Annotated in this window: 11 protein-coding genes; 7 read left to right on the top strand and 4 right to left on the bottom strand. The window is 73.0% G+C overall.

The genetic code is table 11. The features are described 5' to 3' along the window. Positions 1–64: 64 nt before the first annotated feature. From AB0M29_RS07620 to AB0M29_RS07630, 3 genes are all read right to left on the bottom strand, one after another. Positions 65–1,522: an MFS transporter gene (locus AB0M29_RS07620; RefSeq protein ID WP_365380388.1), complete on the bottom strand. Its 1,458-nt coding sequence runs from the start codon at positions 1,520–1,522 to the stop codon at positions 65–67. Between the two features lie 84 nt (positions 1,523–1,606). Beyond that, entirely contained in the window at positions 1,607–1,972 is a 366-nt protein-coding gene (locus tag AB0M29_RS07625) for a nuclear transport factor 2 family protein (RefSeq protein ID WP_365380391.1), read from the bottom strand. Positions 1,973–2,138: 166 nt separating this feature from the next. Continuing rightward, positions 2,139–3,551, bottom strand: coding sequence for a hypothetical protein (locus AB0M29_RS07630; protein WP_365380393.1), 1,413 nt, complete (start codon positions 3,549–3,551; stop codon positions 2,139–2,141). Between the two features lie 310 nt (positions 3,552–3,861). On the opposite strand from AB0M29_RS07630, the gene AB0M29_RS07635 reads away from it, so the two are divergent. The 6 genes from AB0M29_RS07635 (at position 3,862) to AB0M29_RS07660 (ending at position 13,251) form a co-directional block, all read left to right on the top strand. After that, positions 3,862–4,818: a hypothetical protein gene (locus AB0M29_RS07635; protein ID WP_365380396.1), complete on the top strand. Its 957-nt coding sequence runs from the start codon at positions 3,862–3,864 to the stop codon at positions 4,816–4,818. 69 nt (positions 4,819–4,887) lie between these two features. After that, positions 4,888–6,411, top strand: a complete 1,524-nt coding sequence (locus AB0M29_RS07640) for an APC family permease (protein WP_365380398.1) — start codon at positions 4,888–4,890, stop codon at positions 6,409–6,411. Between the two features lie 112 nt (positions 6,412–6,523). Continuing rightward, positions 6,524–8,482 (top strand): primary-amine oxidase, encoded by a 1,959-nt coding sequence (locus AB0M29_RS07645; RefSeq protein WP_365380401.1) that lies wholly within the window; start codon positions 6,524–6,526, stop codon positions 8,480–8,482. A gap of 216 nt (positions 8,483–8,698) precedes the next feature. After that, positions 8,699–9,796, top strand: a complete 1,098-nt coding sequence (locus tag AB0M29_RS07650; RefSeq protein WP_365381020.1) for a CaiB/BaiF CoA-transferase family protein — start codon at positions 8,699–8,701, stop codon at positions 9,794–9,796. A gap of 30 nt (positions 9,797–9,826) precedes the next feature. Then, on the top strand, positions 9,827–11,041 hold the full coding sequence (locus AB0M29_RS07655; RefSeq protein WP_365380404.1) for an acetyl-CoA C-acetyltransferase: 1,215 nt from the start codon (positions 9,827–9,829) through the stop codon (positions 11,039–11,041). A gap of 35 nt (positions 11,042–11,076) precedes the next feature. Then, a complete protein-coding gene (locus tag AB0M29_RS07660) occupies positions 11,077–13,251 on the top strand; it encodes a 3-hydroxyacyl-CoA dehydrogenase NAD-binding domain-containing protein (protein WP_365380406.1) in 2,175 nt (724 codons plus the stop codon). Positions 13,252–13,274: 23 nt separating this feature from the next. On the opposite strand, the gene AB0M29_RS07665 is transcribed toward AB0M29_RS07660, so the two are convergent. Continuing rightward, entirely contained in the window at positions 13,275–14,009 is a 735-nt protein-coding gene (locus AB0M29_RS07665; RefSeq protein WP_365380409.1) for a MerR family transcriptional regulator, read from the bottom strand. Between the two features lie 73 nt (positions 14,010–14,082). Here AB0M29_RS07665 and AB0M29_RS07670 point away from each other — a divergent pair, with 73 nt between their 5' ends. After that, entirely contained in the window at positions 14,083–15,534 is a 1,452-nt protein-coding gene (locus AB0M29_RS07670) for a M1 family metallopeptidase (RefSeq protein ID WP_365380412.1), read from the top strand. Positions 15,535–15,585: the final 51 nt, after the last annotated feature.

Raw genomic sequence — 15,585 nt, forward strand, 5'->3', positions numbered from 1 at the left:
TCCGGCACATCAGTAAGGGACGCCCACCTGGGTGGGCGTCCCTTACTCGTTGCGTACCGCGCGGTCAGTGCGCCGCCTCCTGGTCCCTGCCCCGGACCACGATCGTCAGGACGGCGAGGACGAGTTCCAGGCCGAGGAGGAAGGCCAGACCGAGACCGAAGGCGTGCGGGTACCTGCCCGGCGCACCGTCACCGGCCGCCCCGTAGAAGATGATCCCGATCAGGGCGATGCCGAGCGCGCCGCCGATCTGCTGGATGGTGGCCACCACCCCGGAGGCGGAACCGACCAGGTGGGCGGGGACCGCGCCGAGGGCGTCGTGGGTGAGCGGGGCGATCACCATGCCCATCCCGACACCGTCCAGGACGAGTCCGGGGACGAGCTGCCACAGGCTGCCGGTGGTGCCGGAGTGCTCGGCCGCCGCCCACAGCAGACCCAGACCCGAGGCCATCACCAGCGCCCCGGCCGGGACGGTACGGCTGCCGAGGCGGGCCGCCACCAGGTGCGCGGTGGTGGAGGTGACCAGGTAGCCGCCGCCGATCGACAGGAACACCACACCCGAGCCGAGCGCGTCCAGGCCGCGGCCCGCCTGCAGGTAGAGCGCGAGGATCAGGAAGAACGAGCCCTGGCCGGTCCAGAAGACGAGCTGGGAGAGCGAACCGAGGCGGAAGGCGCGCTGCTTGAACAGTTCCAGGTTGAGCACCGGGTCGCCGCCCTTGGCGCCGAGCGCGTTCTGGTGGCGGACGAAGAGCGCGCAGAGGACGGCGGAGGCCGCGAGGCACAGCCAGGTCCACAGCGGCCAGCCGAGCGCACGGCCCTGGATCAGCGGGAGGACCAGCGCGACCACCGCGGCGGTGGAGAGCGCCACACCGGTGTTGTCCAGCCGCGGCCGCCGCGGGGCCCGCGACTCACGCAGCGCCGACGGCACCAGGACCAGCGCGGCCAGACCGACCGGCACGTTGATCAGGAAGCAGGCCCGCCAGCCGAGTCCGAGCAGGTCGGCCTTGATGAGCAGACCGCCGATGAGCTGGCCGAAGACGGCGCCTATACCCATCGTCAGGCCGTACATGCTGAACGCGCGGGCCTGGGCCTTGCCGGTGTACGCGGTCTGCAGGATCGCCAGCACCTGCGGGCCCATCAGGGCGGCGGACAGCCCCTGGAGCACGCGGGCCGCCACCAGGGTTCCGGCGGTGGGTGCGAAGCCGCACGCCGCCGAGGTCACGGTGAACAGCGCCAGACCGACGGCGAACATCCGCCTGCGGCCGAAGATGTCGCCGAGCCGTCCCGCGGTGATCAGACCGGTGGCGACGGCGAGTCCGAAGCCGGCGACCACCCACTGGATCGCGGCGGTTCCGGCGTGCAGGTCGCTCTGCACCGCCGGGATGGCCACATTGACGATGAAGACGTCGAGCGAGGTCATGAAGGTCGCGACCAGGAGGACCAGCAGGCCCAGGCCGGACCGTTCGGCGGCCGGAGCGGCGCTCCGGCGCACGGGCGGGTTGAGGGTGGAGGAGGCCGAAGCCATGACGGAACTCCTGTCGCGAAGGAACGAAAAAGCGGGGTTGAGGGGGGAGGGGAGCGGCGGCCCCGGAGGGCCGCCGCGCGACCGTCAGGCTCCGGCGGGAACCTTGTCGAGGAACCCGAGGACGCTGTGGATCCGGCCGTCGTCGCCGGTCTCGGCCACGTCGAAGCCGACCACCAGCGACTCGCCGCCCGCCGGGCCCAGCTCCCAGGTGAAGCGGGCGATGTGGTGGTGGGTGTCGACCGGGCCCAGCGTGAAGACGAAGCCCGGGAACTGCGCCTGCACGGCGCCGATCACCGCGTCGAGCGCGTCCGGCCCGGTGACGTCGGCCAGCGGGTCGGTGTACCGCGCGTCCGCCGCGAAGACCTCGTCGATCTGCTGCCGCCGGGCGGCCGCGTCGGTCTCGTTCCAGACGGCGATGTAACGCTCGACCAGGTACTGGATGTCGCTCATGACTGGTGTCTCCCTGCGGTGTGTGGCGCCGAGTTGCGCCGTCTTCCTGCAGGTCAAGAAGTTACGGACCTACGCGGACCGCGGAATCAGTCATCGTTAGGTACTTGTGTACGCGGGTGTACGTCACCGGTTGCCACCCGCGCGCGAAGGCATACCGCCGGCCGCGTCAGGGCCTGGCGTCGAGGTGGACCTTGAGGGTGTTCAGTGCCTCGGACAGCCGCGGGGAACCGCACTGCCCGGCCAGGGCGGCGGCCTCGCGGGCCAGCGCGCGGGCGCCGTCGAGGTCCGCGGTGAGGGCGCGGGCGGTCGCGGCGCGCGCCGAGTACAGGGCGCGGTCGCGGACGTAGGAGGCGTCCTGCATGGCCAGCGCCTGCTCCAGCAGCGGCCGTGCCTCGTGCGCGTGGCCGAGGTCCAGCAGCGACTGCCCGCTCTGCGCGGCGAGTTCGGCCGCGTCGAACCAGTAGAGCCACGGCGGCCCCGGGTCCGACTCCGCGGCGTCGAGCTGCCGTTCGGCCTCGGCGGTCGCCCGCCGGAAGGCGCCGTCCGCGCCCAGCGCGGCATGGGCGCGCGCCAGTCTGGCGGCGGCCAGCGCGCGGACCGCGGGGGGAGTGCCACCGGCCGCCCGTACCGCAGCCTCGGCCGCCGCCACCGCGTCGCGCGGCTGCCGGGCGATCACCGCCTGCAGGGCGAGTCCGCACCACAAGGAGACGGCCAGCGAGGCGTCCCCCGCGCTGTGCGCGAGCCGCAGCCCGGTCAGATAGTGCCGCTGCGCCGCCCCCTGCCGCCCGGTGTCGGTCGCCGCCCAGCCGCCGAGCTGCGCCAGATCGGCGGCCACCCGCAGCAGGCGTACGCCGTCCGCGCGCGCGAACCCGCCGCGCTCCAACAGCCCGTCGACCAGCCGCAGATCGGCCTCGACCCGGTGACGTACCGCCGCGCCGCCGAACCGGTCGTCGAGCCGCCGCAGCCCCAGCACCCCGGCCTCCAGCCAGGCGACCACCGATTCCCCGTCGCTGCCGGGGCTTCCGTCCGGGGCGAACAGCCCCGGGGCGCCGTCGGCCACGGCCGGCGCGTCGTCCCAGAACCCCTCGGCGCACTCCGCCGCATCGGGCAGAGCGGAGTCCGCGGCGGCCGCGTTCCACTCCGCGATGACGCCGAGGAGCGCCTGCTCGTCGGCTATGGGGAAGCCGCGCGGGTCGGCGGCGCCGTTGTCGAGGACCGCCTTCAGGGCGGTACGGCTGCCGTCGACGGTCCAGGGCAGGCAGTCGGGCATGCCGCCGTGCGCGGGCAGCCAGCGCGGCCACGGGCGGGACTCCAGCTCCGTGACCGGGATGCCGAGCGCGCGGGCCAGCGCCCGCTGGCTGTCCGCCTCCGGGACGACACCCCAGTGCTCCCAGCGCCAGACCTTCTCGCGGCGGGCCGCCATCGGCACCCCGAGGGCCCGCGCGTGTTCGGCGATCACCCTGGCCAGGTCCTGGTAGCTCCAGCCGTGGTTGCGCCGCACATAGGCGAGGGGATGCGAGGAGGCGGCCGCGCTGTCGCGAACCCTGGTCCGCGCCCTGGCCGTACCGTCGACTGTCACCCGGTCCCCACTCCGTACTCCGCAGCCCGCCCGCCCCACCACGTCCGTGCGATCGGGCTTTCGATTATCGGGTCTCGGACACCTGGCGCACGACCGCTCGCGCGGACCCGGTCCGTCCGATCCGGTCGATTCCCGCCCCCCGCACCACCCGATCCGCACCGAACCGATCCGAATGCAACGGTGTCCCAAACCCCTTTCACCATACGGGACTACACCGAGACAACAGGTCCGGCCTTGAACGCAACCGGTGCCTACCGGTTTGCTGTCCGTGATCACATGACGTAACGCGCGCCGTGGAGGGCTCCCGCGGATGACCCCACCGCCGCCACCCTTCCGCTTCACGCGTGGCAAGGACGAAGTGGCCTTCGACCCCGCCTTCGGCGACGAGGACCTGGTCGCGACCAGGGCCGCGCTCTCCCAGGGCCGCTGGACGGACACCCGTGAGCTGCTCGCCCGTACCGGCGACAACTGGGACCGCCGCGGCCACCGGCTCGTGGTGCTCGCCGAGGGCAAGAGCACCGCGGCCTGGGCCGGTGAGTGGCTGCTCGCGGAACCGGAGAGCACCGACGCCACCTCGCTGGCCGCCTGCGCCGCCGTCTTCCGCGCCGTCAACGGCAGGCAGAGCGCCGAGTCCGCACGTGAACTGTGCCTGCGCGCCGCCCGTCTGACGCCCCGTGACCCCTCCCCGTGGCTGGCCCTGCTGATCCTCGCCCGGCGCACCGGCACCGACGACGAGCAGGTGCGCGCCTTCGACCAGGTGCGCGGACGGCACCGCGGCCACCACCACGCGCACTACCTGATGACCCAGTGTCTGGCGGAGCGTCAGAAGACCGACGGCGACGACCCGTTCCACGAGGTCTTCGAGTTCACCGAGTGGGCCGCCGACGAGGCGGAGCCCGGATCGCCGCTCGCCGTACTGCCGTTGGTCGCGCTGGTCGAGCGGTACCGCGTACTGGCCGGGGCCGGTGTGCTGCCCGGCGACCCGACGGGCCAGCCGTACTGGGGCAGCCCCCGGGCGCGGCAGAGCGTGCGCAACGCCTTCGACTGGTGGCTCGAATGGGACGGCCGCGACCACCCCCGGCTGCTGCTCGACCTGAACCACCTCGCGTTCGGAAAGTTCCACGCGGGCGAGACGGTGGAAGCCGCCGCCCTGTTCAACCGGATCGGGACGCAGGCGACCTGGGCCCCCTGGTCGTACCCGAGCCGTGATCCGAAGAAGGCATACCGCGCCGCGCGCAACTACGCGCTCGGCTTCGGTTCCCGGTAGGACCGCACCACCCCCAACCCCCAGAGCGACGACCGCAGATCCCCCTCCCACCGGAAGGACACCGTTGCCATGCTGACGGGCAGTACACCTGAGATCAGCACGTTCAAGGGCGAGCAACGCGCCTTGCGCGCCGACCGGATCGGCGCCCCCGGCCTGCTCCTGTCGGTCCTCGCCGCGACCGCCCCGCTGATGGTGGTGGCCGGTGTGGTGCCGACCACCTTCGCCGCGATGGGCATCGTCGGCGTACCGCTGCTCTTCGTCATCGTCGGCGCCGTACTGGTCCTGTTCAGCTTCGGGTACGCCGAGATGAGCCGGCACGTGCACAACGCCGGTGCGCTGTACGCCTACATCGCCCGCGGGCTCGGCGGCACCACGGGCGCCGCCGCCTCCTATGTGGCGCTCTTCGCCTACAGCGTCATGCAGGTGGGCATCTACGGCATCTTCGGCTTCGAGATCTCCGGCCAGATCGCCCAGCACTGGCACCACACCGTCGCCTGGTGGATCCCGGCGCTGGGCGGGGTGGCGCTCACCGCGGTCTTCGGCGCGCTGAAGATCGACCTCAACGTCCGCACCCTCGGCGTGCTGCTGCTCATCGAGACGGTGCTGACCATCGTCTTCGACATCAGCTTCCTCGCCGACCCGGGCCCGCAGGGCGTCTCCCTGCACGCCTTCGACCCCGGCACGCTGTCCGGCGCGGGCCTCGGCACCGCGCTGTGCTTCACCATCGCGGGCTTCGTCGGCTTCGAACAGGCCCCGGTCTACGCCGAGGAGACCAGCGAGCCGCAGCGCGTGGTGTCGAAGGTGATGTTCCTCGCGATCGGCTTCGCGACCCTCTTCTTCGCCTTCAGCTCCTGGGCGATCACGGTCGCCACCGGCCCCGGCAAGGTCGTCGCGGAGTCGCAGTCGCAGAGCGCGGGCCTGATCTTCGGCCTCAACCAGGCACGTCTGGGCACCACGTTCACCGACGTGCTGCACGTCTTCTTCATCACCGGCATCTTCGCCTCGATGCTGAGCTTCCACAACGTGGTCGCCCGCTACGCGTTCGCCATGGGCCGCGACGGCCTGCTGCCCGCCGCGGTCGGCCGCACCTCCAAGTCCAGCGGTGCCCCGGCGGTCGGCTCGATGCTGCAGAGCCTGGTCGCGCTGGCCGTGGTCGTCGTCTTCGCCGCCACCGACAACAAGCCGGACGGCGACCCGACCGCGCCCGTGCTGCGGCTGTTCACCTGGGCGGGCAACGTGGGCGCGCTCGGCATCGTGCTGCTGATGGCCACCGCCGCCATCGCCGTCATCACCTTCTTCGTCAAGCGCGGCGCGGCCGGTGTGCAGGCCTGGCGGCTGGTCACCTCCGGCGTCGCCGCGGCCGCCCTGCTGGTGATCTTCGTGTACTCGATCAAGGACTTCGCCGTGCTGCTCGGCGGCGACCCCGGCAGCGGCCTGCGCTGGGCGCTGCCCGGCATCATCGCCCTGGCCGCCGTCATCGGCCTGGTCTACGGTCTGGTGCTGCGGGCCAAGCGGCCCGAGGTGCACGCCAGGATCGGCCAGGGCAACGAGGCGTTCCAGTTGGAGAAGGCCGCCGCGGAGGCGGCCTCCTGATCCGCTCCGACGGCCCGCCCCGCCCGACCGGGCGCGGCGGGCCGTTCCCGTTCTCCGGTCCGCCGCCGCGGGCCACCGCGATCCGTACCAGCTCCCGTCGTCAGGAAGCCCCATGACCTGCTGCTCCACAGACACCGAGTCCGTACCCGCCGCCGCCCCGCACCCGCTCGACCCGCTGACCGCCGACGAGATCGGCGCGGCCCGCGCCGTCCTGGAGGCGGAGGGCAAGGTCACCGCCACCACCCGCTTCCCGCTGGTGCTGCCCGACGAGCCGGACCGGCACGCGGCGCTCGCCCACCGCGAGGGCGACGGTTTCACCCGCCGGGTCCGGGTCACGCTGCTCGACGTGGCGACCGGCCGGTCCGCCGAGGCCGTCGTGGACGTCACCTCGCGGCTGCTGCTCTCCTACCGCGACCTGGACGCGGCGACCGACGGCCAACCGCCGCTGCTGTTCGAGGAGTACGACACCTGCGACGCGATCGTCAAGGCCGACCCCGGCTGGCGCAAGGCCATGGCCGAGCGCGGGATCACCGACACCTCGCTGGTGATCGCCGCCCCGCTGGCGGCCGGCAACTTCGGCATCGCGTCGGAGACCGGCCGCCGGATGCTGCGCTCGCTGACCTTCCTGCGCTGCGACGAGACCGACAACCCCTTCGCGCACCCGGTCGGCGGCCTGGTCGCCGAGGTCGACCTGACCGAGCGCCGGGTGGTGCGGCTGATCGACACCGGTGTGGTGCCCACCCCCACCGAATGCGGGCGCTACGAGGCCGAGTTCACCGGACCGGCCCGCACCGACCTGCGCCCCCTGGAGATCACCCAGCCGGAGGGCCCGTCCTTCCGCCTCGAAGGGCCGGTGCTGAGCTGGCAGAACTGGCGGCTGCGGCTGGACTTCAACGCCCGTGAGGGCCTGGTGCTGCACCAGCTCACCCACCGCGACGGCGACCGCGAGCGGCCGGTGCTGCACCGCGCCTCGATCGCCGAGATGGCCGTCCCGTACGCGGAGCCCGACGCCGCCCGCAACTGGGTCTGCTACCTCGACGCGGGGGAGTACCTGCTCGGCCGCAACGCCAACGCCCTGCGGCTGGGCTGCGACTGCCTCGGCGAGATCGCCTATGTGGACGCCGTGCTCGCCGACGACCAGGGCAACCCCGAGACGCTGCCGAACGCGATCTGCATCCACGAGGAGGACACCGGCCTGCTCTGGAAGCACACCAACATCTTCGACAACTTCGCGGTGGACAGCCGCCGTTCGCGCCGCCTGGTGATCTCCTACATCGCCACGCTCGGCAACTACGACTACGGCTTCTACTGGTACCTGTACCAGGACGGCTCGATCTCCTTCGAGGCCAAGGCGACCGGGCTGCTGCAGACCTCGGCCGCCGAGCCGGGCGCGGGCTCCCCGTACGCCACCGAGGTGGCGCCCGGCCTACTGGCGCCCTACCACCAGCACCTGTTCTGCGCGCGGCTCGACGTCGCCGTGGACGGCCCGGCCAACACCGTCGAGGAGATCGACGTGGTCCGGCTGCCGATGGGGCCCGACAACCCGAACGGCAACGCCTTCACCGCCCAGGCCACCCCGGTCGCCGACAGCGGTGACGCGGGCCGGGTGGCCGACCCCGCGGTCGGGCGGCGCTGGCGGATCAGCAACCCCGGCTCGCTCAACAGGACGGGCAAGCCCGTCGCGTACACCCTGCTGCCCGACCCCGGACCGGTGCTGCTCGCCCAGCCCGGCTCGCCGGTCGCCGAGCGGGTCGGCTACGCCGCCAAGCACCTGTGGGTGACCCGCTACCGGCCCGAGCGGCACTACCCGGACGGCGATTACCCCAACCAGCACCCCGGCGGCGCGGGCGTCAGGGAGTGGGCGCGGCCGGGCGAGGCGCTGGAGAACACCGACCTCACGCTCTGGCACTCCTTCGGCCCGACGCACCTGCCGCGGCTGGAGGACTGGCCGGTGATGCCGGTGGACGTGTGCGGTTTCACCCTGAAGCCGACCGGCTTCTTCGACCGCAACCCGGCGCTCGACCTGCCCAAGGAGACGGGCAGCGGGTCGGGCGGCCACTGCCACGCCTGAATCGGCGCCCGCGGGCCGGTGACCGTATGGGCATACACGGGAAATGTCCGGCGGGGGCGGGCTGAGCGAGCGCTCAGTCAGCCCTTGCCAAGACTGGAACGCGTTCCTAGCATCACTGATGTGACATCAGAACTGTCAAACCGGTCGGCGGCGCCCGGACCCGGCCCGGGCGCGGCACCGAGCCCGGGCGCGGACCCCGGCGCCCCCACCGGCCCGCTGGCGGGTGTGCGGGTCCTCGAACTCGCCGGGATCGGTCCCGGGCCGTTCGCCGCGATGCTGCTGGCCGACCTGGGCGCCGACGTCGTACGGGTCGACCGGCCCGGCGGCGCGGGCATCGGGGTCGCGCCGCAGTACGACATCACCAACCGCAACAAGCGCTCCGTCCTGCTCGACCTCAAGGCCGACGGGGGACCTGCCGCCGTACTCGACCTCGTCGCGCGCGCCGACATCCTCATCGAGGGCTACCGGCCGGGGGTCGCCGAGCGCCTCGGCGTCGGACCCGACGCCTGCCTGGCCCGCAACCCGGGGCTGGTCTACGGACGGATGACCGGCTGGGGGCAGGACGGCCCGCTCGCCGCGACCGCCGGCCACGACATCGGCTACATCGCGGTCACCGGCGCCCTCGGCATCACGGGTCCGGCCGACGGCCCGCCCGTGGCGCCCGCCAACCTGCTCGGCGACTACGCGGGCGGCTCCCTCTACCTGGTCACCGGCGTGCTGGCCGCCCTCCACCACGCCCGCGCGCACGGCACCGGCCAGGTCGTCGACGCCGCGATCGTCGACGGCACCTCCCACCTCACCGCGATGCTGCACGGCGTCCTGGCCAGCGGCGGCTGGCAGGACCGGCGCGCCGCCAACCTGCTCGACGGCGGCGCCCCGTTCTACGGCGTGTACGAGACGGCCGACGGCCGCCACATGGCGGTCGGCGCCCTCGAACAGCGCTTCTACGACGCCTTCACCGCGCTGCTCGGACTCACCGCGGACGACGCCGCCAAACGCGCCGAACCCGCCCGCTGGGAGGAGCTGCGCGCCGCCGTCGCCGCCCGCTTCCGCACCCGCACCCGCGACGAGTGGACCCGCGTGTTCGACGGCTCCGACGCGTGCGTGGCCCCCGTACTCTCGCTGCGTGAGGCCCCGGACCACCCGCACCTGGCGGCCCGCGGCACCTTCACCGACGCGGACGGGCTGACGCAGCCCGCGCCCGCGCCGCGCTTCTCCGTCACGCCGACCGCGGTCCGCCGACCGCCCGCCCGGCCCGGTGCGCACACCGCCGAGGTCGCCCGGGACTGGGACACGCCCGCACTCCTGAACTGACCCGTCCGCACCCTCCAGAAAGGCACGACGTTGAGCACCGACGCCTACGTCTACGACGCCGTACGCACCCCGCGCGGGCGCGGAAAGGCGAACGGATCCCTGCACGGCACCAAGCCGATCGACCTCGTCGTCGGCCTCATCCACGAGCTGCGGCGGCGCTTCCCGAACCTCGACCCGGCCGCCATCGACGACATCGTGCTCGGTGTGGTCAGCCCGCTCGGCGACCAGGGCTCCGACATCGCGCGCATCGCGGCCATCGCCGCGGGGCTGCCCGACACCGTCGCGGGCGTCCAGGAGAACCGCTTCTGCGCCTCCGGGCTCGAAGCGGTCAACCTGGCCGCCGCCAAGGTCCGCTCCGGCTGGGAGGACCTGATCCTGGCCGGCGGCGTCGAGTCGATGTCCCGCGTCGCGATGGGCTCCGACGGCGGCGCCTGGGCGATGGACCCGATGACGTCCTTCCAGACCGGGTTCGTGCCGCAGGGCGTCGGCGCCGACCTGATCGCCACCCTCGGCGGCTGGACCCGGCACGACGTGGACTCCTTCGCCGCCCTGTCGCAGGAGCGCGCCGCCGAGGCGTGGAAGGAGGGCCGCTTCGCCCGCTCGATCGTGCCCGTCGTGGACCGCAACGGCCTGACCGTCCTCGACCACGACGAGCACATGCGCCCCGGCACCACCCCGGAGTCGCTGGCCGGGCTCAAGCCGTCCTTCGCCACCATCGGCGACGCGGGCGGCTTCGACGCCGTCGCGCTGCAGAAGTACCACTGGGTCGAGGAGATCGATCACGTCCACCACGCGGGCAACTCCTCCGGCATCGTCGACGGCGCCGCCCTGGTCGCCATCGGCAACCGCGAGATCGGCGAGCGCTACGGCCTCACCCCGCGGGCCCGTATCGTCTCCGCCGCGGTCTCCGGGTCCGAGCCGACCATCATGCTCACCGGTCCCGCCCCCGCCTCCCGCAAGGCCCTCGCCAAGGCCGGGCTCACCATCGACGACATCGACCTGATCGAGATGAACGAGGCGTTCGCCGCCGTCGTGCTGCGCTTCGCCGCCGACATGGGCGTCAGCCTGGACCGGATCAACGTCAACGGCGGCGCGATCGCGCTCGGCCACCCGCTGGGCGCCACCGGCGCGATGATCCTCGGCACCCTCATCGACGAACTGGAGCGCCGCGAGAAGCGGTACGGACTCGCCACCCTCTGCGTCGGCGGCGGCATGGGTGTCGCCACCGTCGTCGAACGCCTCTGACGTCCGCCGTCCCACCCCCTTCTGGAGCCCCCGACATGAGCGAGTCCACCACCATCCGCTGGGAACAGGACGCCGACGGCATCGTCACCCTCGTCCTCGACGACCCCGGCCAGTCGGCCAACACCATGAACGCGGCCTTCGCCGACTCCCTCGACGCCACCCTCGACCGGCTGGAGGGCGCGCTCGACGGCGTCCGCGGCGTCATCATCACCTCCGCCAAGAAGACCTTCTTCGCCGGCGGCGACCTGCGCGACCTGATCCGCGCCACCCCCGACGACGCCGCCGACGTGTTCGCGGGCTCGATGCGCATCAAGCGCCGCCTGCGCCGCCTGGAGACCCTCGGCAAGCCGGTCGTCGCGGCCATCAACGGCGCGGCCCTCGGCGGCGGTTACGAGATCGCGCTGGCCTGCCACCACCGCATCGCCCTCGACCACCCCGGCACCAAGATCGGCCTGCCCGAGGTGACGCTGGGCCTGCTGCCCGGCGGCGGCGGTGTGGTCCGTACCGTACGGCTGCTCGGCATCACCGACGCCCTGCTCAAGGTGCTGCTCCAGGGACGGCAGTACACCGCCGGGCGGGCGCTGGAAGCCGGTCTCGTCCACGAGGTGGCCGCCGACCGGGACGCCATGCTGGCCGCGGCACGCGCGTTCGTCATGGCCAACCCCGAGGCCCGGCAGCCCTGGGACACCCCCGGCTACAAGATCCCCGGCGGCACCCCCAAGAGCCCGGCCTTCGCCGCCAACCTGCCCGCCTTCCCGGCCAACCTGCGCAAGCAGCTCGCCGGCGCCCCCTACCCCGCGCCGCGCAACATCCTGGCCGCCGCGGTGGAGGGCTCCCAGGTCGACATCGACACCGCCACCACCATCGAGGCCCGCTACTTCACCGAGCTGGTCTGCGGCCCCACCTCGAAGAACATGATCCAGGCGTTCTTCTTCGACATGCAGGCCGTCAACTCCGGCGCCAGCCGCCCCGCGGACGTGCCCGCCCGGCAGGTCACCAAGGTCGCCGTCCTCGGCGCCGGGATGATGGGCGCGGGCATCGCGTACTCCTGCGCCCGCGCCGGGATCGACGTCGTCCTCAAGGACGTCACCGCCGAGGCCGCCGAGCGCGGCAAGGCGTACTCCGCGGGACTGCTCGACAAGGCGCTGGCCAAGGGGCGCACCACGCCCGGGAAGCGGGACGCGCTGCTGGCCCGGATCACCCCGACCGCCGACCCCGCCGACCTCGCGGGCTGCGACGCGGTGATCGAGGCGGTCTTCGAGGACGCCGCGCTCAAGCACAAGGTCTTCCAGGAGATCGAGCACATCGTGGCGCCCGACGCCCTGCTGTGCTCCAACACCTCCACGCTGCCCATCTCGGCGCTCGCCGAAGGCGTGCAGCGGCAGCGGGACTTCGTCGGACTGCACTTCTTCTCGCCCGTCGACAAGATGCCGCTGGTGGAGATCATCAAGGGCGAGCGGACCGGCGACGAGGCGCTGGCGCGCGCCTTCGACCTGGTCCGGCAGATCCGCAAGACCCCCATCGTGGTCAACGACTCGCGCGGCTTCTTCACCTCACGGGTGATCGGCCACTTCATCAACGAGGGTGTCGCCATGGTCGGCGAGGGGCTGTCCGCGGCCTCCGTCGAACAGGCCGCCGCGCAGGCCGGCTACCCCGCCAAGGTGCTCTCGCTGCTCGACGAGCTGACCCTCACCCTGCCGCGCAAGATCCGCCGCGAGACCCGTAGCGCCGTCGAGGCGGCGGGCGGCGTCTGGCAGGAGCACCCGGCCGAGCAGGTCGTCGACCGGATGGTGGACGAGTTCGGCCGCACCGGCCGCAGCGGCGGCGCGGGCTTCTACGACTACGAGGACGGCCGCCGCACCCGGCTGTGGCCCGGGCTGCGCGAGCACTTCGGCAAGCCGGGCGCCGAACTGCCGCTGCGGGACATGCGGGAGCGGATGCTCTTCGCCGAGGCGCTGGACACCGTACGGCTGCTGGAGGAAGGCGTCCTGACCTCGGTCGCCGACGCCAACATCGGCTCCATCCTCGGCATCGGCTTCCCCGCCTGGACCGGCGGCGTCCTGCAGTACATCAACGGCTACGAGGGCGGCGTCGCGGGCTTCACCGCGCGGGCCCGCGAGCTGGCCGCCGCGTACGGCGAGCGCTTCACGCCGCCCGCGCTGCTGGTGGCCAAGGCGGAGCGGGGGGAGACCTTCACCGACGGGCGGTGATCCGCCGGAGTCGGTCCGAGGACTCAGGAGGAGGGCTGCGGGTCCGGTGCGCGCGGCGGCACCGGCCAGGCCCGCAGCTCCTCCTTGAGCGAGCGCTGGAAGGTCGTGACCAGCGCCTGCACCACCAGCGGCTGCATCTGCGCCGACAGCGACCGCATCCGCTCCGGGCTCATTCCTTCCGGGCTCTCCGGCTGCCACACCTCGTCGTGGAAGATCCGCCCCAGGTCGCGCGCCGCGGCCCGCGCGTGCGCCAGCATCACCTCGCGCGCCGCGAGGATCGTCTCCACCGGGATCGGCACGTCCAGCAGCCGCACGCCCAGGTGCAGGGTGCCGGGGTCGACGCGGAAGGTGTCGGGGTCCTCGGTGCGCTCCAGCACGTTCATGGCCGCCAGCCGGTCCAGGTCGGCCTCGCCCAGCGGGCGCCCCGCCCGGCGCTCCAGCTGCTCCCGGTCGGTCTCCTCACTGCCCTCCGGCAGCCAGGACGCCACCAGGGCGCGGTGTATCGCCAGGTCGTGGGCGCTGATGTCGGCGGGGAGCTGCTGGAGGTAGCGCTCGATCGCCGCGAGGGTGAGGCCCTGGTGCTGCAGCTCCTCGATCAGCGCCAGCCGGGACAGATGCGCGGAACCGTATCTGCCGACCCGGCGCGGCCCGATGTCGGGCGGCGGCAGCAGGCCGCGGGCGCCGTAGAAGCGGACCGTGCGCACCGTCACCCCGGCGCGGGCGGCCAGCTCGTCGATGGTGAGAGCGGTCTCGGGCATCGCAACAGTATCGCTGTCCCACCAGCGCTGTGAAAGTCCCTTCCCGCCCCCTGGGACTCGTACGCTGGCCTGCGTGCGTGCTCTCACACCGCTCCGCGCGGCCCTGTCCCTGCTGCTCGCCTGCTGCCTGCTGTCCTGCTCAGGAGGCGTGGGCGCCGGAGGCGGATCGGGCGGCGGGACCCGTTCCGACGGAGGCGGGTCGGACGCCGGGGCACCCGGCGTCGGCGACCGGCTCTTCCCCGGGGCGGGCAACGGCGGTTACGACGTCACTCATTACGGTCTTGATCTCGGCTACGATCCCGCCTCCGGCCGGCTCACCGGCACCGCCGTGATCAGCGCGACCGCGACCCGCCCGCTGCACTCCTTCAACCTCGACCTGGCCGGGCTGACCGTCACCCGCGTCACGGTCGGCGGCCGCACCGCGGCGACCCGGCGCGCGGGCACCGAGCTGACGGTGCTGCCCTCGCAGGTACTGGTCAGCGGGGCGCGCTTCGAGACCACGGTCGTCTACGCGGGCGTGCCGCACACGCTCACCGACCCCGACGGCTCCTCCGAGGGCTGGTTCCGTACCGACGACGGCGCGCTGGCCCTGGGCGAGCCGGTCGGCTCCATGACATGGTTCCCCGGCAACGACCACCCCTCGGACAAGGCCGCCTACGACGTCACCGTCACCGTCCCCGACGGGCTGACCGCCGTGTCCAACGGCGAACTCGCCGGGACCAGCAGCGCCGGCGGCCGTACCTCCTTCCACTGGCACAGCGCGGAACCGATGGCGACCTATCTGGCGACCGTCGCCATCGGCCACTTCGACGTCACCCGGTCGCGCACCTCGGGCGGACTGCCGCTCTACGTCGCCGTCGACCCCCGCTCCGACGACCCCACGACCGCGGCGACGCTGCGCCGCATCCCGGAGATCCTGGACTGGGAGATCGGGCTGTTCGGCCCGTACCCCTTCACGTCGGCGGGCGCGATCGTCGACCACCTGAAGCAGGACCAGGTCGACTACTCCCTGGAGACCCAGACCAAGCCCGTCTTCCCCGGGGACCAGGCTCCGGACGCGCCCGTGGTACCGGTGGACACCCTCGTCCACGAACTGTCCCACCAGTGGTTCGGCGACTCCGTCACCCCCGCCCGCTGGCAGGACATGTGGCTCAACGAGGGCTTCGCCAGCTACGCCGAGTGGCTCTGGAAGGAACACGAGGGCGGCCCCTCGCTGGACGACAGCGCGAACGCGGCCTTCGGCTACACCCCGAACTGGGACTTCCCCCCGGCCACCCCGCCCTCCGCCGACCAGATCTCCGCCTCCCCGGTCTACGGCCGCGGCGCCCTGGTCCTCTACGAGCTCCACCGGACCATGGGCGACGCCGCCTTCACCACCCTCCTGCGCACCTGGCCCGCCGCCCACCGCCACGCCAACGCCACGACCACCGACTTCACCTCCTTCGCCCAGCACCTCACCCCCCACGACCTCACCCCCCTCTTCACCACCTGGCTCTACGGCAAAGCCAAACCGTCCCACCTGTGATCCGGGCGCCCCGGCGGCGTTGTCAGTGGCCGGGTGCGGGCTCTCTGGCGG

This window comes from Streptomyces sp. NPDC051976 (assembly GCF_040680795.1).
Classification (GTDB): Bacteria; Actinomycetota; Actinomycetes; order Streptomycetales; family Streptomycetaceae; genus Actinacidiphila.

Excerpts from the sequence above, each read along its gene's own strand:
- AB0M29_RS07645 (WP_365380401.1), top strand. The coding sequence starts at position 6,524 with ATGACCTGCTGCTCCACAGACACCGAGTCCGTACCCGCCGCCGCCCCG.
- AB0M29_RS07660 (WP_365380406.1), top strand. The coding sequence starts at position 11,077 with ATGAGCGAGTCCACCACCATCCGCTGGGAACAGGACGCCGACGGCATC.
- AB0M29_RS07635 (WP_365380396.1), top strand. The coding sequence starts at position 3,862 with ATGACCCCACCGCCGCCACCCTTCCGCTTCACGCGTGGCAAGGACGAA.
- AB0M29_RS07625 (WP_365380391.1), bottom strand. The coding sequence starts at position 1,972 with ATGAGCGACATCCAGTACCTGGTCGAGCGTTACATCGCCGTCTGGAAC.
- AB0M29_RS07640 (WP_365380398.1), top strand. The coding sequence starts at position 4,888 with ATGCTGACGGGCAGTACACCTGAGATCAGCACGTTCAAGGGCGAGCAA.
- AB0M29_RS07665 (WP_365380409.1), bottom strand. The coding sequence starts at position 14,009 with ATGCCCGAGACCGCTCTCACCATCGACGAGCTGGCCGCCCGCGCCGGG.
- AB0M29_RS07620 (WP_365380388.1), bottom strand. The coding sequence starts at position 1,522 with ATGGCTTCGGCCTCCTCCACCCTCAACCCGCCCGTGCGCCGGAGCGCC.